The sequence below is a fragment of the Sutcliffiella halmapala genome (genome assembly GCF_002019665.1).
In the GTDB taxonomy this organism is placed as follows: Bacteria; Bacillota; Bacilli; order Bacillales; family Bacillaceae_I; genus Sutcliffiella_A; species Sutcliffiella_A halmapala.
Window position 1 is genome coordinate 4,590,598 of record NZ_KV917375.1, and the last position, 21,300, is coordinate 4,611,897.

General features: G+C 36.7%; 25 protein-coding genes. 8 read left to right on the top strand and 17 right to left on the bottom strand.

All coding sequences use genetic code 11. From position 1 onward, the window contains the following. Positions 1–2: 2 nt before the first annotated feature. Both BK580_RS22540 and BK580_RS22545 read right to left on the bottom strand, forming a co-directional pair. Positions 3–959 (bottom strand): ABC transporter substrate-binding protein, encoded by a 957-nt coding sequence (locus tag BK580_RS22540; protein ID WP_078382489.1) that lies wholly within the window; start codon positions 957–959, stop codon positions 3–5. 391 nt (positions 960–1,350) lie between these two features. Further along, the gene (locus BK580_RS22545) at positions 1,351–2,025 is read right to left on the bottom strand and encodes a GntR family transcriptional regulator (protein ID WP_078382490.1); all 675 of its coding nucleotides are present in this window, start codon (positions 2,023–2,025) and stop codon (positions 1,351–1,353) included. Positions 2,026–2,406: 381 nt separating this feature from the next. On the opposite strand from BK580_RS22545, the gene brnQ reads away from it, so the two are divergent. The 4 genes from brnQ (at position 2,407) to BK580_RS22560 (ending at position 7,356) form a co-directional block, all read left to right on the top strand. Then, the gene (brnQ, locus tag BK580_RS22550; protein WP_078382491.1) at positions 2,407–3,759 is read left to right on the top strand and encodes a branched-chain amino acid transport system II carrier protein; all 1,353 of its coding nucleotides are present in this window, start codon (positions 2,407–2,409) and stop codon (positions 3,757–3,759) included. 138 nt (positions 3,760–3,897) lie between these two features. Beyond that, on the top strand, positions 3,898–5,187 hold the full coding sequence (locus BK580_RS22555; protein WP_078382492.1) for a spore germination protein: 1,290 nt from the start codon (positions 3,898–3,900) through the stop codon (positions 5,185–5,187). A 16-nt stretch (positions 5,188–5,203) separates the two neighbouring features. After that, positions 5,204–6,268 (top strand): hypothetical protein, encoded by a 1,065-nt coding sequence (locus BK580_RS23985; protein ID WP_235864096.1) that lies wholly within the window; start codon positions 5,204–5,206, stop codon positions 6,266–6,268. A gap of 17 nt (positions 6,269–6,285) precedes the next feature. After that, positions 6,286–7,356: a Ger(x)C family spore germination protein gene (locus BK580_RS22560; RefSeq protein ID WP_268877459.1), complete on the top strand. Its 1,071-nt coding sequence runs from the start codon at positions 6,286–6,288 to the stop codon at positions 7,354–7,356. 909 nt (positions 7,357–8,265) lie between these two features. Here BK580_RS22560 and BK580_RS23990 read toward each other — a convergent pair. Continuing rightward, positions 8,266–8,430 (bottom strand): DUF2197 domain-containing protein, encoded by a 165-nt coding sequence (locus BK580_RS23990; RefSeq protein ID WP_235864098.1) that lies wholly within the window; start codon positions 8,428–8,430, stop codon positions 8,266–8,268. Between the two features lie 99 nt (positions 8,431–8,529). Between BK580_RS23990 and BK580_RS22565 the strand changes: the two genes are divergently transcribed. After that, positions 8,530–9,786: a spore germination protein gene (locus tag BK580_RS22565; protein WP_268877443.1), complete on the top strand. Its 1,257-nt coding sequence runs from the start codon at positions 8,530–8,532 to the stop codon at positions 9,784–9,786. After that, the gene (locus BK580_RS24180; RefSeq protein ID WP_408055251.1) at positions 9,773–9,979 is read left to right on the top strand and encodes a spore germination protein; all 207 of its coding nucleotides are present in this window, start codon (positions 9,773–9,775) and stop codon (positions 9,977–9,979) included. The genes BK580_RS22565 and BK580_RS24180 overlap by 14 nt, the downstream gene beginning before the upstream one ends. Positions 9,980–10,144: 165 nt before the next feature. Here BK580_RS24180 and BK580_RS22570 read toward each other — a convergent pair whose 3' ends face one another. Next, positions 10,145–11,113 (bottom strand): helix-turn-helix transcriptional regulator, encoded by a 969-nt coding sequence (locus tag BK580_RS22570; protein WP_078382494.1) that lies wholly within the window; start codon positions 11,111–11,113, stop codon positions 10,145–10,147. A 112-nt stretch (positions 11,114–11,225) separates the two neighbouring features. Here BK580_RS22570 and BK580_RS22575 point away from each other — a divergent pair, with 112 nt between their 5' ends. Further along, entirely contained in the window at positions 11,226–12,059 is an 834-nt protein-coding gene (locus tag BK580_RS22575) for an SDR family NAD(P)-dependent oxidoreductase (protein ID WP_078382495.1), read from the top strand. Between the two features lie 530 nt (positions 12,060–12,589). On the opposite strand, the gene BK580_RS22585 is transcribed toward BK580_RS22575, so the two are convergent. From BK580_RS22585 to BK580_RS22640, 12 genes are all read right to left on the bottom strand, one after another. Beyond that, a complete protein-coding gene (locus BK580_RS22585; protein ID WP_078382497.1) occupies positions 12,590–13,303 on the bottom strand; it encodes a class I SAM-dependent methyltransferase in 714 nt (237 codons plus the stop codon). A gap of 190 nt (positions 13,304–13,493) precedes the next feature. Continuing rightward, the gene (locus BK580_RS22590) at positions 13,494–13,865 is read right to left on the bottom strand and encodes an iron chaperone (protein ID WP_078382498.1); all 372 of its coding nucleotides are present in this window, start codon (positions 13,863–13,865) and stop codon (positions 13,494–13,496) included. A 75-nt stretch (positions 13,866–13,940) separates the two neighbouring features. Further along, on the bottom strand, positions 13,941–14,648 hold the full coding sequence (locus BK580_RS22595) for an FAD-dependent oxidoreductase (protein WP_078382499.1): 708 nt from the start codon (positions 14,646–14,648) through the stop codon (positions 13,941–13,943). Between the two features lie 89 nt (positions 14,649–14,737). After that, positions 14,738–15,130 (bottom strand): SRPBCC family protein, encoded by a 393-nt coding sequence (locus BK580_RS23835; protein ID WP_078382500.1) that lies wholly within the window; start codon positions 15,128–15,130, stop codon positions 14,738–14,740. A gap of 3 nt (positions 15,131–15,133) precedes the next feature. Beyond that, positions 15,134–15,454, bottom strand: a complete 321-nt coding sequence (locus tag BK580_RS23840) for an ArsR/SmtB family transcription factor (RefSeq protein WP_078382501.1) — start codon at positions 15,452–15,454, stop codon at positions 15,134–15,136. Positions 15,455–15,720: 266 nt separating this feature from the next. Next, positions 15,721–16,233 (bottom strand): GNAT family N-acetyltransferase, encoded by a 513-nt coding sequence (locus tag BK580_RS22610; protein WP_078382502.1) that lies wholly within the window; start codon positions 16,231–16,233, stop codon positions 15,721–15,723. A 92-nt stretch (positions 16,234–16,325) separates the two neighbouring features. Then, on the bottom strand, positions 16,326–16,649 hold the full coding sequence (locus tag BK580_RS22615; RefSeq protein WP_078382503.1) for an antibiotic biosynthesis monooxygenase family protein: 324 nt from the start codon (positions 16,647–16,649) through the stop codon (positions 16,326–16,328). Positions 16,650–16,996: 347 nt separating this feature from the next. Continuing rightward, complete coding sequence (locus BK580_RS22620; protein ID WP_078382504.1) at positions 16,997–17,284, bottom strand: hypothetical protein; 288 nt, start codon at positions 17,282–17,284, stop codon at positions 16,997–16,999. A 97-nt stretch (positions 17,285–17,381) separates the two neighbouring features. Further along, complete coding sequence (locus tag BK580_RS22625; RefSeq protein WP_078382505.1) at positions 17,382–17,816, bottom strand: VOC family protein; 435 nt, start codon at positions 17,814–17,816, stop codon at positions 17,382–17,384. A 92-nt stretch (positions 17,817–17,908) separates the two neighbouring features. Continuing rightward, a complete protein-coding gene (locus BK580_RS22630) occupies positions 17,909–18,289 on the bottom strand; it encodes a YciI family protein (protein WP_078382506.1) in 381 nt (126 codons plus the stop codon). A gap of 210 nt (positions 18,290–18,499) precedes the next feature. After that, positions 18,500–18,937 carry a VOC family protein gene (locus tag BK580_RS22635; RefSeq protein WP_078382507.1) on the bottom strand — a complete coding sequence of 146 codons (438 nt, stop codon included), beginning with the start codon at positions 18,935–18,937 and terminating at the stop codon, positions 18,500–18,502. A 176-nt stretch (positions 18,938–19,113) separates the two neighbouring features. Then, on the bottom strand, positions 19,114–19,515 hold the full coding sequence (locus tag BK580_RS22640) for a DUF3888 domain-containing protein (protein WP_078382508.1): 402 nt from the start codon (positions 19,513–19,515) through the stop codon (positions 19,114–19,116). A 439-nt stretch (positions 19,516–19,954) separates the two neighbouring features. Between BK580_RS22640 and BK580_RS24185 the strand changes: the two genes are divergently transcribed. Continuing rightward, positions 19,955–20,029, top strand: coding sequence for a hypothetical protein (locus BK580_RS24185; protein ID WP_408055267.1), 75 nt, complete (start codon positions 19,955–19,957; stop codon positions 20,027–20,029). A 602-nt stretch (positions 20,030–20,631) separates the two neighbouring features. Here the strand turns inward: BK580_RS24185 and BK580_RS22650 are convergent. Continuing rightward, a complete protein-coding gene (locus BK580_RS22650) occupies positions 20,632–21,264 on the bottom strand; it encodes a DUF998 domain-containing protein (RefSeq protein ID WP_211279063.1) in 633 nt (210 codons plus the stop codon). Positions 21,265–21,300: the final 36 nt, after the last annotated feature.

Sequence of the window (21,300 nt, forward strand, 5' to 3'; positions counted from 1 at the left end):
TATTAATTATTTGATTCCGATAGAATAGATAACGCTTCGTCTATAATTTTACTTGCAGCAATTGGTCCGCGACCTCTAGACCACAAATTTCTCTCTACTTCAAGGAATTGATTCCCTTTTACTGAATTTAAATCTTTATATAACGGATTCTCCTTTAACTTGTCATGATTATCACCGTAAATCATAATGAAATCAGGGTTAATCTCATATAGACGCTCCAGCGTCATTTTAACGCCTTCCCCCTTACCTTCTAAATTTGCCTTTTCCCCATTAAATGCATATTCAAATCCAATTTCACTTAATAATGACCCTATAAAGGAATCCTTCACCCACACAGTAAATTCATCATCAAAGTAGCCAACGACTAAAATAGAAGGAGAATGATTAATTTGTTTCTTTGTTTCTATTACTTTGTCTTGCAAATCAGAGATTACTTGATCTGCCTTTTCCTGTTTTCGCACTATCTCACCGATGGTTTTTACATTTTCTAATATTTGATTAAAGTTAAAATCATCTAAAGCAATAGTATCCGAAATGTCCTCTAACTCTGTACGAATCATACTATGTCGGTCTACACTTGCAATAATAATATCTGGATTTAAAGATTGTATTACTTCTAGATTAGGTGCTTTCCTTTCACCTACATCCGTTACTTCCCTCACTTGATCTTGAAGATATTCTGGTATTTTTGTTGTACCCACCCCAGCATTACCCGTTGGTGTGACTTCTAGGCTTGTCAACGTATCAAGAAAAGAAAAATCCAACGTGATAATTTTTTCAGCGCTATTCTCTGTTTCGTAAGTCCCCCATTCATGTGAAATACTTGTAGAAGTATTCTGATCCTGGTCATTGCTATTTTCTGACCCTTGAGTATTATTCGCGTTATTTATCTCCCCACACCCTGATAGTATAAGAATGAAAAACAGTGCTAGGCTTATAGAAAAAGTACTTTTAAACAATGATGCTCCTCCTCATTAATTGAAATTGATAATTATTATCAAAGAAGATAATAATTCAATTCCTCCGATTTTACACCATCCAATTTTAAAAATTGCTTTCCATCCAGTTTTAAAACTTCATTCTGCTTTTTTGCTATATTCTTGGTTGATTTTGGCCCTTTTCTTACCCCTTGTGGCTTTTACGTCAGAAAAAAACACGCATTTTGAACAAAGAATAATCCAAAATGCGTGTTTCTATTCAAATAAGCATGTAAGTTTTATAGAAGATCTCATTCTTTTCTACCTATAAACTTTTAGAAAAGAGCCTTGTTAATAAATTGCAAAGCATTCGATCCAACGAAAAAGTTCAAAATTTGGCAAAAATAAAGGAAACAGCAAAAGGCTGTTTCCTTTATTTTTCGTCTCTATCTTTTTGTTCAGCATAAAACTCATCAATGGCACGAAGCCAATTCTTCCGTGCTATTCTAGCAGCAGTTTCACTATCACTATTCTCAAACGCCTTCAATATAGCTTCATGCTCCTCAATAGAATCATCGGTAAGAATAATGGATTGATGAAAATAAAGACGCAGAACATGTGCCTGGAGATTTGAAATTGAGTTTGTGATATACGAATTCTGTGCATTCTCTACGATAATATTATGGAACTGTTCATCCTGCTTTAATGCGGAATAAAAATCACCTTTTTTAATCGACTGAGCAAATTCAGTATTAATCTCACGCAATGTATCAATCGTGTCCTGACTTATAAGGGGGGTTGCATGTTCAGCCGCTAAGGCTTGTAAGACACCTAATGGAGGCAATATTTTGCTTACATCCTCTTTATTAACAGAAGTGACTTGGGTGCCAACCCCTGGAAACATTTCAACAAACCCTTGAACATTAAGTAATTGCAGCGCTTCCCTAATGGGGGTTCTACTTACCCCTAAAGCTTGTGCAAGATCAGCATCATTCAGCTTTTCTTTCGGTTGAAGCGTGCCATCAATGATCCATTCTTGAATTTGAGAAAAAGCACGTCCTTTTGCAGACACACGAGTAGGCGATAAAAAATTAGTAGGTATAGGCATTTTTATAAACCACCTTTTGATTTTTCTCAAGTAAAATTGTAAAGCGAGAAATTTGTCCTCATTAAATTTTAGTTAGATATATAAAAATTGTATATTATTCTTCTGAAAAATACAATATATTGCATTTACCCACAAAAAATCGCCCGTAATATATTGCATAAACATTTCGCATATGTTATCTTTTGTTATGCAATATATTACATACTCACTTTAGAGGAGGAACAGCACAAACGATAGGATCTGAAAAATAGTGAATTTCAATAAAACTGAGAGTTAGGATAAAAACTAATTTCTTATTCTTGTTTTTAATTGTTAAGTAGAAAGAATCTACTTACTAAAATAATAAACACCAAGATAACTAGACTTCTAGGAGGATTTAATATGACGAATAAAGTTCCATTTTCATATCTACTAGCTATTGGGTTTATGCTTTTCGCTTTATTCTTTGGTGCAGGAAATTTAATTTTCCCAGCGATGCTCGGTCAATCGGCAGGAACAAATATTGGCTCTGCTATAACTGGATTTATCGTTACTGGAGTTGGGTTACCATTACTAGGTGTGCTAGCAATGGGGTTCTCAGGGAAAAGTGATTTACAATCATTAGCAAGTCGGGTACATCCTGCTTTCGGTGTTGTTTTCACAGTTGCTCTTTACTTAGCTATCGGGCCACTATTTGCAATCCCAAGGACAGGAACTGCTTCTTTTGAAATTGGTGTTAGACCGTTTATCTCTGAGGGGAACAGCACGATTGGTTTAGTAATCTTTTCGATGATATTTTTTGGAGTTACCGCCTTTTTTTCATTAAAATCTTCTAAAATTGTGGATATTGTCGGGAAGATCTTAACACCGTTATTATTGATTTTCATCGGAATTCTTATCGTAACAGCATTTATTAATCCTATTGGAATTATCCAAGCACCAACAGAAAACTTTTTAACAGACGCCTTCTTTAAAGGATTCCAAGAGGGATACCTTACAATGGATGCCCTTGCTGCCTTAGTTTTCGGAATCATTGTCATCAATGCTGTAAAAGATAAGGGCGCGACAACGAAGAAAGAAATTATGCTCGCCGTTACTAAAGCCGGATTGATTGCTTCCGCTCTTTTAGCTATCATTTACACTTCACTTTCCTATATTGGGGCTTCAAGTGTGGAAATGTTTGGTCTTTTAGAGAATGGAGGAGCTGTTCTATCTGGGGCATCAAATCACTTTTTCGGATCATACGGTGGGATCTTGCTTAGCTTAATTGTTTTTGGAGCTTGTTTAACAACGAGTATCGGACTTGTGATTGCTTGTTCTACTTACTTCCATAAACTATTACCAAGTATTTCTTACCAGTCATTTGTTATTATATTTTCCATAGCTAGTGCTACTTTTGCTAATGTGGGATTATCTCAATTAATCGCTATATCCGTACCAGTTTTAGTTGCTATTTATCCATTGGTAATCTGTTTAATGGTATTAACCTTCTTACATCCATTGTTTAAGGGAATGAAACAGGTATATCAAGGTAGTATGCTATTCACTTCCATTGTCGCTCTATTTGATGGCTTAAACGCTGCGGGAATTAAATTTGCTCCAATTAATGACCTATTTGCAACTATCCTTCCTTTATATGGAGTAGGCTTAGGCTGGATGTTACCGGCTGTTGTTGGTGGAATAGTAGGATTTGTATGGGGCATAGTTACAAACGACAACGCTCAAACTGAACGAGTGGAGAAAATCGCTAGTTAAATGAAAAGGATCTACTATAGAAAGAAACCTGGCTAATAGTCAGGTTTCTTTTTTTGTTTTTTAGGAATAACATATACCGTTTTTATTGACGAGGAATAATTTTCTACTATATGCAAATAATTCTTGTGAGGTGATTTAATGAATCTGAAGAATTTGAAAGAAAATGATGATTTTATTGAGAGAGAAGTAAAAAAAGAAAGTTTTAACATCACTCTTTATTATTTTAAATCACTTTGTGATGAAAATAGAATTTCTGAACATATCATCTCGATTTTTTATAATACCGACGGAATCCATGAGTTTTTAGAATATGTAAAGTCATTTGAAGAATGGTCTTTAATCGAAGAAGAAAAAACTGGGGTTGAAAAGCTTTTCAATGGATTTGTGCTAATTACACAGGACGATAAAATCTACACTGTTAAACTGGACAAATTTGAAGTTCGGTCTCTAAGTGAGTCAACCGAAGAAAGTGTTCTTCAAGGACCGAAAGATAGCTTAAGCGAGAAAATAGGTATCTCGTTAAATGTTATTCGTAATCGGTATCGCCAAGATACATTAATAGCGAAAAGCCACACAGTGGGACAAAGCTCCAAAACAAGTCTTATGATTCTATATGATAATAATCTATGTGATCATGATGCCCTTGTGCACCTTAATAATAAACTGGAAAACATTAAAGTTGATATATTGCAATCGGCAGGTCAATTACAAAAATTATTGATGGATAGTAAGTGGTGCCCCTTTCCTTTATTTTTGACAACGGAGCGACCTGACAGAGTAGTGACGAATCTGTCTCAAGGGAAAATTGTTTTTCTCATTGAAGGCTCTTCCTGGGCTTTACTAGGACCAGCTAGCTTCTTTGATTTTTTTAAATCGATGGATGATCCTGTAGAATTACCAACCGTAGGAAAGTTTTTTATTCTTCTACGATATATCGCACTTATCATTACTCTTTTCTTTCCAGCTTTATACGTAGCAGTGATTTCTTATTCTCCAGAAATTCTAAAAGTTCAATTTGCACTCTTAATTGCAGGGAACAGAATCTCCGTTCCCTTCCCTTCCTACGCTGAAATTATCTTTATGATGCTGATGGCTGAATTTTTAAGTGAAGCCAGTATTCGGTTACCAAGAACCATCAGCTCATCCGCAACTACTGTTGGTGGCTTAATTCTTGGTCAAGCAGCATCTCAAGCTGGCTTAGTGGGTAATGTGATGATTGTGGTGATTGCTGTTGTTGCACTTTCGATTTTCGTTATTCCTATCAATTCCATGCATCAAGCTATCAGAATTATAAGATACCCTTTAATTATTTTCGGAAGTTTATTTGGAACTGTAGGAGTACTAATAGGAGCATTTGCGCTTATCGCATATCTCTGTAATTTACGCAGCTTAGGTAGACCGTATATGCAACTATTTGCTAATCACTAATTGTAGGTGGATATTCATGCTAGGACAACGTTATTACATTTATTTATTTTATATCAATGCAGTAGTAAGCGTAACAGCCTTCATCCCTCAACTGGTATACAAAAATCGTTATAATGGAAGTTTAACGAGTCTTGCCTTATCCACCTTAGCTGGCACCATTCTACTATTGGTATTTCAAAGCCAAATAAGAAAATTCCCCAGACAAAATTTATCGGAGATTTTGAATCGAGTCTTGCCAAGTTTTTTCAAAAAATCGTTCCTTGCTCTTAATTTCACACTAAGTATTTTTTCAGGAATTTTGTTTCTTCACTCCATCATGCAAATTATAGGGGAATTTTTAACCTTAAACCCAAACTTAATCTTTTATTGCATTCTCTTATTAATCGTGCTTTCCATATTGAGTGAAACAAATTCCTTATTATTCATGTTGGAAATGACTGTTTTATTTGCTACACCACTCATCCTCCTAATATTACTAAGATTTTTTACAGACGACTTAGTATTATGGGATTCCATTAATGAATCGTTGACTTACGTCATGCACTCCCCAAAAATGAATTCGGTTGTAGCTGGATTATTTGTATTTACAGGATTCACTAACTTTTTAATCTACAGTGAACATATTCGCCCTTTTTCGAAGAGGTACTTATGGTTAGCTTGGACAATTATTTGTGTCATTTTTTCTTTTTCCTATTTCATCCCAATCGGGTACTTCGGACTCAATGGTGTAGGAATAGAAAACTATGTGTGGATAACGACAATCGATAGTATGCATGTTGACTACTTTTTTTTAGAAAGAGTCGTTATCGTTTTTATTCTCGCGCTAATTGGCATCACATTGATGTATCTAATATTAATCTATCACTCGTCAATTAAGTTTCTGCAGATGATGACAGCAGATTTTGGAGGGAAAACAAAGTGGAGCGGTATTGGTATCGTAGTTATTTCCGCCTTAATAACTCAATTTTATGTGGACGAAATAAATCTGATGAAACTTTTCCTTTATTTCTTCGTTTTCCGCATTATTTTAGATCTACTTTCCATCTTCCTGCTATTTTGCGCTTCAAAAAAGGGAAGTTAAAAATAATCCTTGTTTTTTTGTTTTTACTATTCGTTCCTTTTTTACTTAATGGATGCTCTTTTATGGATATTGATAAACGTGCTTTTGTTACAGCAATCGGCATTGACCATTCTGACAACATGGAAAAGAAATATAAAGTGACACTCAAAATTTCAATTTCAAAGGGCGATCCAGCGACAACTGGATCCGAGTTTACTTTACTATCTTTTGATGCCGATTCTATAACAGAAGCTTTAAAAAATATGAAATCCATGACAGATAAGGAACTATTCTACGGACACACAAAAACCATTCTCCTTGGAGAAAAAGTGGCTACAGATGATATTCGTCCTTTACTAGATTACTTCGTTAGAAAAGCCGATATCCAAAGAACCACCTATTTAGGAGTAGCAGTTCCTACTGCATTTGAAGTACTGGAATTTAAACCCAAAGTGGAACAAGTAGCAGGTAGTTATTTATTTTCCATGTTTGACCAAAGCAGTACGGACACACCTTATGCCCATACATTAACATTATTTGATGCCTATCGGAGAGAAACTGAAACGGGACTTAATATTGCGATGCCTATCATTAAATTTCAAAACGAAAAAATCCAAGTTGATACCATTGCCCTATTTGGCAAAAAGGGAATGGAAGCTAAGCTTACTCCAAAAGAAACCGAGCTATTTAATCTCTTGACTGTAGGGATTGAGAATGGAAGTACAATGATTCATACTGAGGATGGTGCTTACACCATTAATGTTTCAAAGGGAAATACCCGCTACAAAATTAAAGAAACGAAAAACGACATATTTTCCGTCCTTTTCCATATTAAATTGGATGCCACTATAGAAGAAAAATTGGACAATCATCTAAACCTTTCAAACGACCAAATTAAAAAAATACAGGATGAAGCGGAGAAGAAAACAAAAGGTGAGGTTGATTCTCTTCTAGAAAAAATACAGAAAACAAAACTCGATCCGATAGGGCTTGGCCTTAAATTCAACTCAAAGAATTTTCAACATAGGGATTTAAATAGTTTTTATTCTAACCTAGAGTTTAAAGTGAAAGTGGATTGTCGGATAAAAGAAGCAAGTATTGTGGGATGAAGGAAGCGGTGGGGACGGGGATTCTACTGCTTCAGGGCTTTACCCTATGGATAGTGGGAATTTACCAACGAATGGCGGGCTTTACCCATGGATAGCTGGCGGTTACCAACGAATAGTGGGCTTTACCCACGCATAGCGATCGGTTACCAACGAATAACGAGTTTTACCCACGCATAGCCGACGGTTACCAACGAATAACGAGTTTTACCCACGCATAGCCGACGGTTACCAACGAATAACGACTTTTACCCACGCATAGCGATCGGTTACCAACGAATAACGGGCTTTACCCACGCATAACGATCGGTTACCAACGAATAACGGGCTTTACCCACGCATAACGATCGGTTACCAACGAATAACGACTTTTACCCACGCATAGCGATCGGTTACCAACGAATAACGGGCTTTACCCACGCATAGCGATCGGTTACCAACGAATAACGACTTTTACCCACGCATAGCCGACGGTTACCAACGAATAACGACTTTTACCCACGCATAGCGATCGGTTACCAACGAATAACGGGCTTTACCCACGCATAACGATCGGTTACCAACGAATAACGGGCTTTACCCACGCATAACGATCGGTTACCAACGAATAACGACTTTTACCCACGCATAGCGATCGGTTACCAACGAATAACGGGCTTTACCCACGCATAACGATCGGTTACCAACGAATAACGACTTTTACCCACGCATAGCCGACAGTTACCAACGAATAACGACTTTTACCCACGCATAACGATCGGTTACCAACGAATAACGACTTTTACCCACGCATAGCCGACAGTTACCAACGAATAACGACTTTTACCCACGCATAGCCGACGGTTACCAACGAATAACGAGTTTTACCCACGCATAGCCGACGGTTACCAACGAATGACGCGTTCTAGAACACTACCTAAAAAAATTCTTTATCGCTTCAAGACGTATTTGATGACTACATTCTTCACAACAATATTTACTTTCCCTATTTTCCTTGAATTGCTTATATTTCAAGGTTCCTTCGTATACTCGAAATACTTTTTTACAACTAAAACAGAGTACCTCGTAGTAAAACATGGTACACCCCTCCTGAGACGATACATTAATTTCGAATTGACCTATATTAAGTATAGTATTTTGACATTTCCTTATACTAGTTTATAGGGAGGAAGCAGGATGTCTAACTTTGAAATACATAAATGCCTTAAAGAAAATATCATCCATATACAGAAAACTTTTCACGATACATCTGACCTTATCGTAAGAAATATAAAGGTAGGCTTCAAAGGTTCTGTTGAAATAGCTATTGTCTATCTGGACGGAATTATTGATTTAGATCTTATTCAGGAACATGTGGTGAAGCCTTTATTAGAACCATTCAAAACTGTAGGTTCTAAGGAATCACTAATCGATCAAATAATGGAGAGAGTTATTGAATCAGCAGATGTGAAAACCACTACCCAGTACAATGAATTAACCGATGCGATCGTAAAAGGAAGTACCGTTCTGCTGATTAACGAGTATCAAAAAGGAATCATTATCCCATCTCCTAAGTGGGCGGAAAGAAACATCGAAGCTTCAATAGGAGAACGTTCCGCAAGAGGTCCACAAATCGGATTAACAGAAAAAATGAAAACCAATATTAATTTGATAAGAAGTTCATTAAAAACTCCCGATTTTTGTGTAGAAACAGTAGAATTCGGTTCCATTTCACCGACATCTGTTTCTATATTACATATAGAAGGTATTGTTGATAAAGGAATATTAAAAGAAGTTAAAAAGAGGCTGAAAAGTCTTACCCTAAAGTATGTCCTTAGTGAAAGAGTATTAGAGGATGTGATTGAAGGAAAACCAAGGTCTTTTTTTCCTCGAGTAAGACATTCCGAACGAATTGATGGGATTGTATCTTCCCTATTTGAAGGAAGAGTCATAGTTCTTGTAGATGGGTACCCCTTCGCCATCATAACCCCTGCTTTATTTATTGATTTTATTCAAGCACCTGATGACTATCACATTTTAAGGGGCAAGTTTACTAACCGAGTATTGCGATTGTTCGCTTTTCTAGTAGGAGTATATTTACCTGCGATATATATTGCGGTAGCAAATTTTCATAAAGATGATTTGCCGAACAAAATTTCGGAAGCAATCATTTCTAAGGATGAGCTATTGCCAACCTTTTGGGAAGTTTTTATCCTTTTAATTTTGATAAAAATGTTAGTAGATGTTTCCTTTCTTCTTCCTAAAAGTGCGGTAATATTGGTCTCATTAATTGGAACAATCGTAATCGGCGAAACAGCCGTTACTGCAAAATTAATCCATCCAGTAAGTCTAATCGTTATAGGGATAACAGCTCTTTCCAGTTTCGTAGGAGCTAACAGAGGGCTAGTGGGAGCTGATGCCACTTTAAGAATACTTTTTTTTGTTTATCGCTAATTTTTGGGGATTTAACGGATTAATTATTTCTACAACCATTCTCATGATTTATTTGATAAGTCTAAAATCAGTAGGTGTTCCTTATCTTTCACCTTTAATCCCATTTAAAATACAGGAATTAAAAGATACATTTTATAGAGAAGATCTACAGAAGCTTACTAAAAGTAAACATTCTTATAATGAAGATAATTGAAGCAGTGGAGACGTTTCTCACTGCTTCCTAATACCCTTCTTCTGACGATCCTGTTAGAATTAAAACGAGACTAACAGGCTTTTTGAACCTGGAGATACTGTCCCTATGAATCTAAATAGCTACGAACAAATCATAAAAATGTTTCTCATCGCCAAGTAGAAAGCATTATTTTTCTTTTCTGTAAAAGGCCACTGTTGCTTCTGCCATTTCATGAATTTTTTCACTTAGTTCTTTTGGTTCCTTTACCCTTATTTGGTCGGCGAATCCTAGTATGTAACCCCATGCTTCCTCTTCTGTATCAAAAGAAAGCTTAACAGGAATCCAGCCATCCCTAGTCCTATTTTCCATTTCAATGATACGGACAAATCGGTTTGTAAAGGTTAACCTTGGTAAGATCGTCTCTGTTACTTCTACGCCTACTTCATAAGTCGGCAATTTTTCTAAAAAGGCTTTGGTCGAGGAGCTCCAGTATTGTGCAAGGTCAAAGTTATCTGGTCTTTCAAAGGTTTCATCTATAGGTGTAGCATCATGAATTCTTGAAGCCCGAAAACTTCGTATTTCTCCATTTTCTTTGGCTGCAATAAAATACCAGAGACTCCCTTTCGCCACCAGACCCAGAGGATCGACTATGCGTTCATCCGTTTTTCCGTCTGCCCGTTGATAGACCATTTTTAATTTATTGGCTTGCCATATTGCCTGCTTAAGAACTTCGAAGGTCACTATTTTTTCTTTTTGCTTTCTCCATGAACTTGTATCTATATAAATACGATTCCATACATCTTTTGCATGTTCTCGATAGATGGTCGGCAGAGAGGTAATCAGCTTACTTCTAGCTTCTTCCGATATACGGCTCATCCCTAAATCGTCCAGCAATTGATTGGAAGGCGACACAAACAACGCACGTATTTCCGCTTCCTTCAAACCTGTTAAGTCTGTCTGATAGCCTTCTAATAGTGACCACCCACCGTTTTTTCCACGCTCAGCATAAACCGGTATACCAGTTCCACTGAGTGCCTCCATATCTCTATAAATAGTCCGTTCGGATACTTCAAGCCTCTCCGACAATTCTTTTGCTGTCATTTGCCCTTGTGCCTGTAATAATAAAAGAATAGATAATAAACGATCCCCTCTCATCCCACTCACCCTTTTTCTAAATTTGCTCTTTTTATTTAATTAAATATGACATTAGTTGTCAAGAATTGACCTATATAATGAAATTATCATGCATAGGAAAGGGATGGAAGACATGAAACCACTAATAGGAAAGATTGCACTTGTAACAGGAGGAAGTAGAGGGGCTGGGCGCGGGATTGCCGTAGAATTAGGGAAAGCTGGTGCCACCGTTTATATCACTGGACGTAGCACGCAAGGGAGTTCTACTAATAATTGGCCAGGGACCATTGATGATACGGTTGCTCAAATTGAAGCTGCTGGTGGAAAAGCTATTGCGATTCGTTGTGATCATACGAACGACGCAGAAACAGAAGCGGTTATTGATCAAATTAGCACGGAACAGGGAAAATTAGATATTTTGATTAATAATGTGTGGGGAGCACATGACCTTGGTGTGGAAGGGAAGCCATTCTGGGAATTATCCTTGAAGAATTGGGATACGATGTTTACCGCCGGTGTTCGTGCTCAGTTGGCAACAAATCACTTCGCTATTCCGTTACTTCGAGAGAATAAACAGGCTATCATCATTCATACAACCTTTTGGGACGATAACAAGTATACCGGACAGTTTTATTACGATTTAGCAAAGAACGCTCTCGTTCGTATGGCTTATGGGCTATCCATTGAGTTAAAACAGGACAATATTGCGGTTCTCGCCGTATCTCCCGGATTTATGAGAACCGAGCTTGTATTAGAGCATTTTCAAGTAAAAGAAGCTAATTGGCAGGAGTCCGATGATTTAAAAAGAACAGAAACCCCATACTATATTGGGCGAGGGATACAGGCATTGGCAAGTGATCCAGACATTATGAAGAAAACTGGACAAGTGTTAAAGGTTGGTGATGTAGCAAAAGAATATCAATTTACCGATATTGACAACCGATATATTCCACCATTTTCGTTATAGTTTTTTGAAGTTGTAACAGATAGCATTTTTTCGGAAGTACAGGGACGGTTCTTGAAGAAGCAAAAGAACCGTCCCTACTGCTTTAATCTACACTTCTCTTGCCGGAGAAAGCTAAATCAAAGAAATTCATCCCCAAAGATAAACCTAAAGCAATAGAAAAAGTTCTATAGTAATCTATTTCTGCGGGTTTAAACAAAGTGTAAATAATGATACTTGTCCCACTAAGTAAAACAAAAGAAGTTATAAATCTGAACATTCGTTTTCTTAAATCAATCCATTTTATTTTTTTCATATTGATTATCGTTGCGATGATAAAGTAGAAAAGAGATAAAACTAGAAAAATAGCATAACCAATGACAAATATAAAAGAATAGGTATTCTCAATATCTCTATATACAATAAATAAAGTAATGATCGTGCTTACTACAAAAAAGGTATAATACGAAATAATAAATATAAAATTTGACTGGAATTTCCTCATTTAATCACCACTGTACGTTTTTTAGAGAGTTCATCTCTAAGTTCAATAACTACTTAATACTATGAAAAATAAAGGACTTGGCTTCAGGCGTAGCATCTTTAAATTGCCAATCTTCATAGGCTTTCACTTCTGAAAACCCGACTTCTTTTTGAGATTCTAGTAATTCCTCATAGCTGCGGAAATTAAGCTGAACTTTATCTACAAAGGTTTCTTTCGTTCTTTCATTTTTCACATACTCGTAAAATGTGAATATGGAGCCCTTTAATCCCTCATATTCATCCCAAAGAGACAATAAATCACCGCTATTTACATCATGGTGCTGATCGATCGTATCATCCTTTGCCCATTCTTCCCATGCTTTCGCATTCGGATTGCGTGTATCAAAAATTAACTGTCCACCTGGCTTCAGTGCACGATAAATATCACGTAATGTATGCATCCAACCCGAATCTGTCGTAAATACTTGTGCCACATTCGCCGTCATAATAACAACATCAAAACGAGCCGTTTCTAGCTGACTGCTATCACCAACCAGCCATCGAACATCATGCGCATGCTCTTTCTGTTTAGCAAGTTCAATTGCTTTGTCATTTGGATCAATCCCCGTTACTTCATAACCCAATTTTGCCATTTCAACTGTAACTCTACCTGTCCCACATCCTAAATCAGCAACTCTTTTTGCTTTTGTAGACTTTAGCAGCTCCATAAAAAAGTCATCGTCTTTTCCCCATGTATTTAGTTGGTCATATATAAATTCTATCATCTCTTTACTCCTTTATTACCAATTAGTTGAACGCACATTTCTAAATATTCTTATTATACTTGATAATAAAAAAGATAGCATGAAAACTTGAATTCATACTATCTTTTTAAACAACTATATTATTTTTTTTACGACTCTATTGTAATTTAATACCTTCAAGCCTTACACCTTGTACTCTTCTAGAATGCCTCTATTTTCGCCAAAAGGTAGTACAGTCTGCCTTATCCATAATATTGAACTCAATCATTTTCTCGAGTAAAGAGAAATCAACTGGACTATCCCACTTGAAACGTATTATCTCTTTTGTATGATCATGGCCAGCCTGCTCAATTTCAGCAGAAAAATAATTCATCCCTGCCTGTTCAGGTGAAACAGACATATGTTTTTTCGCTACACTAAAGCCTATAATAAATGTATCGTGATCGGTAAACATGGGCTGATTCCACGCAATTTTCGGCTTTAAATTTGGAAACTTCTGCGTTACCCAATTAAAAATTTCTTCCATTCTAGCCCGATGTTGTGGGTTTTCAATACCCTCTAAATATTCAGCAAAAACTTCCATTTTATTACCTCCTAAAATATAAATTTTGTTGTTCAGAGAGGTCCTAACCAAGGGGTCAGGCACCTTCCTTCTAAACTAATATCCTCTAAAGGTATCCTTTTTGATATTACCTTTTGATATATTATTATTTTTTAAATGAGTAGTAATGGAGTCGACCATTGACTTCGATCCTGCAATAAAGTATTTACCATTATTCTTAAAGGATGTGTGGAATTTATCTATTTCGTGATGTAAGTCATCTCTTGAATCAAGGTAAGTTACCCTTATGGACATGTTATTAGCAATTTCATCAAATTCATCTTTATATACGTATGATTTTTTGCTATCCATATATAGTAGCTGTATTTGTTTCTCGGCTCCATTCCCTTCTGCCTCTAATTGCTTTACCATCGCACGAAATGGTGTAATTCCAATTCCACCTGCAATTAGAAGTGTAGGACTGTTATCTTTTAGATAAAAGGAACCTACTGGCCCGCTCATACTAACCTTCATTCCCTTTTCTAATTCTAACATCGCTTTCTTGAATTCACTTGGGGCATCACTAATACGCATGGTGATTTTAAGATTATTCTCTGTGGGAGCAGATGCCACAGTAAATGGCCGGATAGAGTCTTTTATCTTCTTGTGCGTAATGGTAAATAAACCATGTTGCCCTGCTTTCCAGGTTAAATCTTTTGGTTTTTCAAATACAAAAGTATAAACCTCATCTGATTCTTTGTATCTTTCTAAAAATAGCAACTCACTCTTTTTGAATATGGATAATGCATCTTTAAGAAAACTCATTTCATTGACTCCTTTTTTATATTGGCTATTCTTTAAACGGCTCCGTTCTATACAGACCCTTCTACAAAAGCAGATTTAAAGGAACAGTCTTACACGTTTCCTACGACTTTTTGGAGTTGGTCGACCATACTTGTCCAACCGTATTTCGCACCCATGAATGCTTGTTGATTTTCTGTTTCGAAGCCTGATTGTTCAAGGTGTAGGTGGGTTGTTTCACCCTCCTGCTTTAATGTCCATGTGACGACCGTGTCGATTGGACCACCTACCCATGTATAAGATAGCTTATGAGGCTTGTCCACTACCAATACTTCACTATCTACAACTAAACCTATTTGCGTATTTCGAAACTGACATTTGTATCCTACAATCGGTTTGAAGTTGTTTTCCATTACCCATTGTGCAAGCGTATCCGAATGGGTTAAGGCATCCCATACCTTATTGATGGGACTTTTAAATTGAAAATCTAATAATAAATCAGTCATTATCTATTCCTCCAATAAATTCTTTAATAACATTGCTCTTTCGTTCCAAAACTGCTCATAAAAAGATAACCAGTCCTTCACTTCCTGTAAGGGCGCTGGATTTAGCCGATACCTTGTTTCTCTGCCTATTTTGCGATTAGTAACTAAATCAGCATCTTTAAGAATAGCCAAATGCTTAGAAACTGCAGTACGCCCCATTTGAAATTGGGAGGTTAATTCGTATAGTGGCAGCTCTTCAGCATCTGCCAACAGACGTATCAACTTTCTTCTCGTTGGATCAGCTATCGCTACATAAACATCGCGCTCTTGGATAGTATTGTTCAATGATCCTCCCCCCTTACAAATACGACACCTATTAGTGTCCTGATTATACGACACCATTTAGTGTCTAGTCAATTTATTTTCAACATGATGGTATTAGTATATCTACTGTTACTAAAAAATTCGTTTTTTATAGAAATATAATTCCAACAAAAAAAGTGCATGAACCCACATTGGGTCAATACACTAGTTAAAACTATAAGCAGCTTTTAATTTTTATTAGGAGAATCATCAGTTAGTCAAAGTAATATCAAATTTAAATGATCCATTTATTCGCACTCATAAGCATATAATTTTAGCTCTTTAAGATTATTAGGAGGTAGAATGTTTCCTTCCCATTTCATTCCGATCTTTTCAAGAAGCTTGGATGAATCATGATTGTCCATAGATGTTATCGCCACGATCCGTTTAAGACCTATCTGCTCGATTCCATACGTCATCGTCGCAGAGGCTGCCTCATAGGCATAACCTTTCGATTGGAAGGAGGAGCATAAAGCAAAGCCTAAATCGACATCTTCTAAAGAATCTCGTTTTATTAATCCGCACATTCCAATCGGAATCCCTTCATCCTTTAATTCTATCAAGTACAAACCAAAGCCCAATCGAGAGTACATGTCCATGGGTCCTGTTAAAATATAGTTTTTAGCATCTTCTAACGTTTTCACACCTTTATCACCTATGAATCGTAACCAAGAAGGTTCGTTCAACAGGTTGCGAATAAAAGGTGCATCATCAATGGATAGCCAACGAAGAATTAATCTATTCGTTTCTATTACTTTCATTTAAAAGTCCCCCCCTTTTGCATTTTAATAACGACTTCAACTGAATTATTAAAAAATGTAAAGTTAAAAAATAAGAACAAATGAAATTTAATTTAAATACTCATATAGTCTCTTTCAACTTTACAAATGCGTGTTTTATAGCCAGAATACCAATCATTTTTACCCTTTTCCTGAACTTTTTTATGTGAATTATTCTCTTTCCAGTTTTTTATAGCATCTAAAGAATCCCAATAAGAAACAGTAATACCTAATCCATCTTTATCTCTTGAGCTCTCTACGCCTAAAAAGCCAACTTGCTTAGAAGCCATTTCAACCATTAAATTCGCAGTCCTTCCATACCCTTCATCATCATCTTCTTTTCTTTGAGAAGTAAAAATAACCGCATAGTAAGGTGGTTCAGGTGTATTAGCAAACATTATCTTATCAGCTCCGGATACAGTTTGGTATTTTTTATATTCATTATATTATTTTTTGTTAAAAATTATAGGACCCTAGGCTATTGGTGGTTAGTACAAAGACTAAGACGTTTTTCTTTGTTTATTGAAGTAATAGATAAGACAAATAATAGGGTAAACCAATCCAAAGATAGAAAAATCCCTAAGAAGCTCATTTTTTACAAAGAACGAAAAAAAGATGATACAAATTACAAAAAACAATAGGATACTAAACATTGTGTAGTAAATTTTCCTGAAATTCACAATACCCTCCCTTGGAATTTCTATTAGGCGTGTAACTTTTCTATTTAAGTATAGCGAACCACCTACTATAAAATGCGTGTAATATTCCCGTCCGTTAACTTAAAATAAATATTAAACGATGAACCTCCTGAAATATGTTTTGGCACATCTGATAAATCTAGTAATTCCTTCAAATGAATTGACTTTTTGCGATTAGCTTCTATCGTAATACTAAATGGACCAGCCAAATTCATGAGAGACTGCATTCGTACTTCATCTTCCATGAAAAAGGAATCTAAAAACTCTAATTCAAATGTCACTGCTTCATTACTTCGATTATGTAAGACAAAGTCACATTCCCCATTCCTTGCCACGTTAGCGATCTATTACAATAATCCTCTTAAATTCTTCTGCTCTTTACCATAATAGGAGCTGTCATATCGACAACTCCTTGTTCCACTACATCCAATTTTAATTATTCCTTTTTTCCTCCCAAAGTCGTATACGTTCTTCATGACTCACTACTTTATGGATTTGATGAAGCATCCATACATAGCCAAAAGAGTCCATAAATATTGCATTGGACACTCCGTAATCAGGTAGCTCCGTAACCGGTTGTATCTCCGTACAGCCCAAGCTCATTGCCTTTGTATATGTTTCTTTGATATCAAGAACAGAGACATTAAACCAAATTGTTTTAGGGTCATCTTGGGTAGGTGCTATTAATTGAAATTCTGGATTTTCATCCAACATGTGAAAGCGTACGCCGTAAAGAGTAAAAACCGCTTCATTTGTACCTTTAGGTAAATCTGAAACCTCAACACGTTCGATTTCAAATATGTTTTCGTATAATTCCAATGCTTTTAAACTATCTGTCACAACTAAATCAATTTCTACTCCTACCATTATAAACACACTCCTTTTATTAGCTAAAAGATATCCCTTACTTCTTTTCCAGAATTCTTTTATGATTATTAGTTAATTTGATTAAAATAATGTCATGACTGTTTATTAGTTGGTTCCGGCGCCTCAAATACTTGACGCAATTCAATCTGACCTTCCCCATGTCCTTGCGGGTCCGGCATCCGCATTGCCCATTCGATGGCTTCTTCCTTCGACTTCACATCAATCAGAATGAAGCCAGCAATCAATTCTTTCGAGTCTGTAAATGGGCCATCAGTAACCACTGGCTTTTCCCCTGGCTTTGGATACGAAAGACGAATCCCACTTGAACTTGGATGAAGTCCTTTAGCCATAACCCTCACACCTGCCTTCACTAATTCCTCATTGTACTTCGTCATGGCTTCCATGAGCTCAGAGCTCGGGAGCGACCCTGCTTCCGAATTCTTCGAGGCTTTGACAATCAGCATAAACAGCATAAAAATATCCTCCTTCTTATTTAGAGGCACATGCTCTAATTGACCCATTTATCAATACAACGAATTGGGATTTTCAAAATCTATCCTTTTAAATATTCTATCAATCAAAGGATATTCCTTCTAATACCTTCTTCCATAAACCTGCCGGATTCAATAGCCGCAGATCCATTCATGTCTGAAGTTTTCTATGTACGATGACTAACTCTTAATTTATTTGATTCGCTCTGCCAACTCTAAAATAATTCCCTCTGGTCCACGACAGTAGCATAATTTATAAGCGTTTTCGTAATTTTGTATCTCACCAATAAGTTCTGCGCCATTCTTTTTCAATTTGGTAACAAGGGCTTCCATATCTTCAACAGCAAATGCGATATGCCGGATACCCAGAGTATTTGCAAGAGGACGCTGTATGCCATTTTCATCTGATGGCGTGTGAAATTTCACTAATTCTATGTTCGCTTCACCGTCTTGCGTTCGCAACATGACAACTTCCCCTTTAACCTCTTTAGGCCCTATTATCCGCTCCACCCATTCTCCTTCCACTTCTCCTTCTCCTATCATTTCAAGGCCAAATTCAAGAAAAAATGCTTTCGCGGCAGGAAGATCATGGACGACTATCCCCACATGATCTATTCTATGGATCTTCATATCTCATACCTCCTATATTCCTTAGTTCATCACATATGTCTCCTAAAGATTTCTTCGCGATGACTTCATTATTTTCCTCTTGTTTCAACAAACTGGCTTTCTTATGCTTTTCTAACCTTTTTACCTTTAGCCCCCATTTGTTATGGAACGGACAACAAGAGCAAAAAGACATCCTATTAATAAGGATGTCTGCATTCAGTAATTTCGTTTGAATTTAACCTTCTACTTTTAACATCAATAGCCCGAAACTCCAAACTATTTTTATTACTAAAAGTGATAGTAACTAAATCAAATGGGAAATCATGAGCACCTTCAAATGTTGTTAGCTGAACAGTTATATTAAAGTAGCGGTAGGTTTCGTGTTCTACCTTCTCTTTGATTTGGAGAATCTGTGGGCAATAAAACTGCTTCAATTTGCCGAAATGTTTTTCAAGCGCTCTGTCGATGGATGGAAAAAGCAAATTAAGGATAACATCATCACGCAGCTGTATATCATTTTTAGTTACGTTTTCGGCTTGGACAGGGGAACAAGAGAAAATAGTTAGGCAGGCAATCCATATTAAAAGGCTTTTTTTCATAAAGAACCTCGCTAATATACTTTTTCTTATCTTTCCCAATGTAAAAATGATTGATGTGAATTAAATACAAACATTCTCATAGATTCATTTTAATAAAAATAGACCAAATCCTAAAATGGGATTGGGTCTTACCTGATCATTTTTTTCATAAATGGCGATTAACAATTTAACTGGGACACTTTATTGACAAAGTCATAGATTTATTTATTTTTATTTTCTAATTCCTCAAATTTTCTTTCCATGTTCTTTATTTTTTTGATTGAGTGAAGGGCGAGCCCTAAAGCTACTCCAGCTAAAGTGAATGCTGGAAAAACAAGAAAAGTAGACCATTCTTATGTATCCTGTGAGGAAATCCATTATAAAACCCTAAAATCTTTCATACTTTTTCCGAGAATACAGTGGGAAAACCACATCAAATTCTGCTTCATGTAGGAGAGCAATAACGGAAAACTTAAATAAGTCAGAGATCTGGTCCAGTATTCAGAAATGGCGTTCAGATACGAAAAGAATTTAACACTTCATCAACTTCTCATAAACGATTTGAAAGGTCAGTATGGGTGTGAAATTGATTAAAATATCGGTTGTCTATTTTGCATTGGGATTATTACTAGCTTGGTTTTTACATGTCTGTGGCCAGCGATTATAGCTACACAGCAGGACATGCTCACACGAACCTGTTGGGGTGGACGTCTTTGACACTGGCAGGCGTTTTATACTTAATGTTTCCAAAGACTAGTCAAAGCTTGTCCGAAAAAATTCATTTCTAGCTGGCTACACAATATTGGGCTAGCCTTGATAATGATCGGGTTGTTCATGGCCATTAGCGGTTATACGCAGTTTTTTATCTTGGTTCAAATAGGCGGAAGGACAGTCGTACTGGCTGTACTTGTCTTTGCTTTTAATGTATTGAAAAATATCACGATCCTGATTTTAACAATACTCCACATGCTTAAAAGGGGTAGCCGAGAGTAAAAAAAGCTGTAAGGTAGGCCGAGAGGCGTTCATCAGTGCCTCCCAGCAAAGGGAACGTCTCTAATCGTCCAAATCTATATATCCAGACACTCATAATGCGATCCAATGCCATCGAGTAAATGATAATCAGGCTTCAACCGCTGATTAATCACACTCCTTCTTGCATTCTTTATACAGATGCGCTGCCATTAAAGTGATCCATGTAAAGCCTACAACAAGCATCATACGTTGAATTAAGCCAGCAAAATGATGGTCATTCTCCCAAAGCGTTCCAAAAAACATTAACAGAACCACCATCACCATACCAGTGAGCATGCTATACATAGTCCAGCCACGGCTTGCAGACTTGGAGAACCTACGGGCAAGTACAAAACATGCAATTGGAAGCGACGTGAACACAAATATGCCGAATACATCATGAGCATGGTGATGCCAACTGACTCCAACTGTATGGATCCCAGATGGAGCTCCTAGTGGGTACCCTTGCATAGGATCCATAACAAAGATACCTGAAAACACCAAGCTTACTCCAAATATACCAAGTAATAAAGGCCCCCACCTCGCACCATGCCCAGGATATAGTGAACGTCTTAGCCCCACAGCAAAAGCAACCATCAGAAGTCCAGCTATGATAAAGTTGGTAATTTGGACCCACCCTCTGTCACCAAGACTTAGCGCACTAACTGGATGGTATAAGGGGGCATAACCTATACGAGTTGCTCCATCGAGTAGAAAAACGAATACAAACATGGTAGAACCAACTATACCGCTACCCAATAAATATTTGGTCATCCTTTGTGAATGCCAATGTGA

Coding starts and splice junctions, on each gene's coding strand:
- BK580_RS22575 (WP_078382495.1), top strand. CDS start 11,226: ATGAAACCACTAATAGGAAAGATTGCACTTGTAACAGGAGGAAGTAGA.
- brnQ (WP_078382491.1), top strand. CDS start 2,407: ATGACGAATAAAGTTCCATTTTCATATCTACTAGCTATTGGGTTTATG.
- BK580_RS22545 (WP_078382490.1), bottom strand. CDS start 2,025: ATGCCTATACCTACTAATTTTTTATCGCCTACTCGTGTGTCTGCAAAA.
- BK580_RS22610 (WP_078382502.1), bottom strand. CDS start 16,233: ATGAAAGTAATAGAAACGAATAGATTAATTCTTCGTTGGCTATCCATT.
- BK580_RS22615 (WP_078382503.1), bottom strand. CDS start 16,649: ATGTTTGCTAATACACCTGAACCACCTTACTATGCGGTTATTTTTACT.
- BK580_RS22570 (WP_078382494.1), bottom strand. CDS start 11,113: ATGAGAGGGGATCGTTTATTATCTATTCTTTTATTATTACAGGCACAA.
- BK580_RS22625 (WP_078382505.1), bottom strand. CDS start 17,816: ATGGTAGGAGTAGAAATTGATTTAGTTGTGACAGATAGTTTAAAAGCA.
- BK580_RS22555 (WP_078382492.1), top strand. CDS start 3,898: ATGAATCTGAAGAATTTGAAAGAAAATGATGATTTTATTGAGAGAGAA.
- BK580_RS22565 (WP_268877443.1), top strand. CDS start 8,530: ATGTCTAACTTTGAAATACATAAATGCCTTAAAGAAAATATCATCCAT.
- BK580_RS22595 (WP_078382499.1), bottom strand. CDS start 14,648: ATGAGTTTTCTTAAAGATGCATTATCCATATTCAAAAAGAGTGAGTTG.
- BK580_RS22635 (WP_078382507.1), bottom strand. CDS start 18,937: ATGAAGATCCATAGAATAGATCATGTGGGGATAGTCGTCCATGATCTT.
- BK580_RS22630 (WP_078382506.1), bottom strand. CDS start 18,289: ATGCTGTTTATGCTGATTGTCAAAGCCTCGAAGAATTCGGAAGCAGGG.
- BK580_RS23985 (WP_235864096.1), top strand. CDS start 5,204: ATGCTAGGACAACGTTATTACATTTATTTATTTTATATCAATGCAGTA.
- BK580_RS23835 (WP_078382500.1), bottom strand. CDS start 15,130: ATGACTGATTTATTATTAGATTTTCAATTTAAAAGTCCCATCAATAAG.
- BK580_RS22585 (WP_078382497.1), bottom strand. CDS start 13,303: ATGATAGAATTTATATATGACCAACTAAATACATGGGGAAAAGACGAT.
- BK580_RS22590 (WP_078382498.1), bottom strand. CDS start 13,865: ATGGAAGTTTTTGCTGAATATTTAGAGGGTATTGAAAACCCACAACAT.
- BK580_RS23990 (WP_235864098.1), bottom strand. CDS start 8,430: ATGTTTTACTACGAGGTACTCTGTTTTAGTTGTAAAAAAGTATTTCGA.
- BK580_RS22640 (WP_078382508.1), bottom strand. CDS start 19,515: ATGAAAAAAAGCCTTTTAATATGGATTGCCTGCCTAACTATTTTCTCT.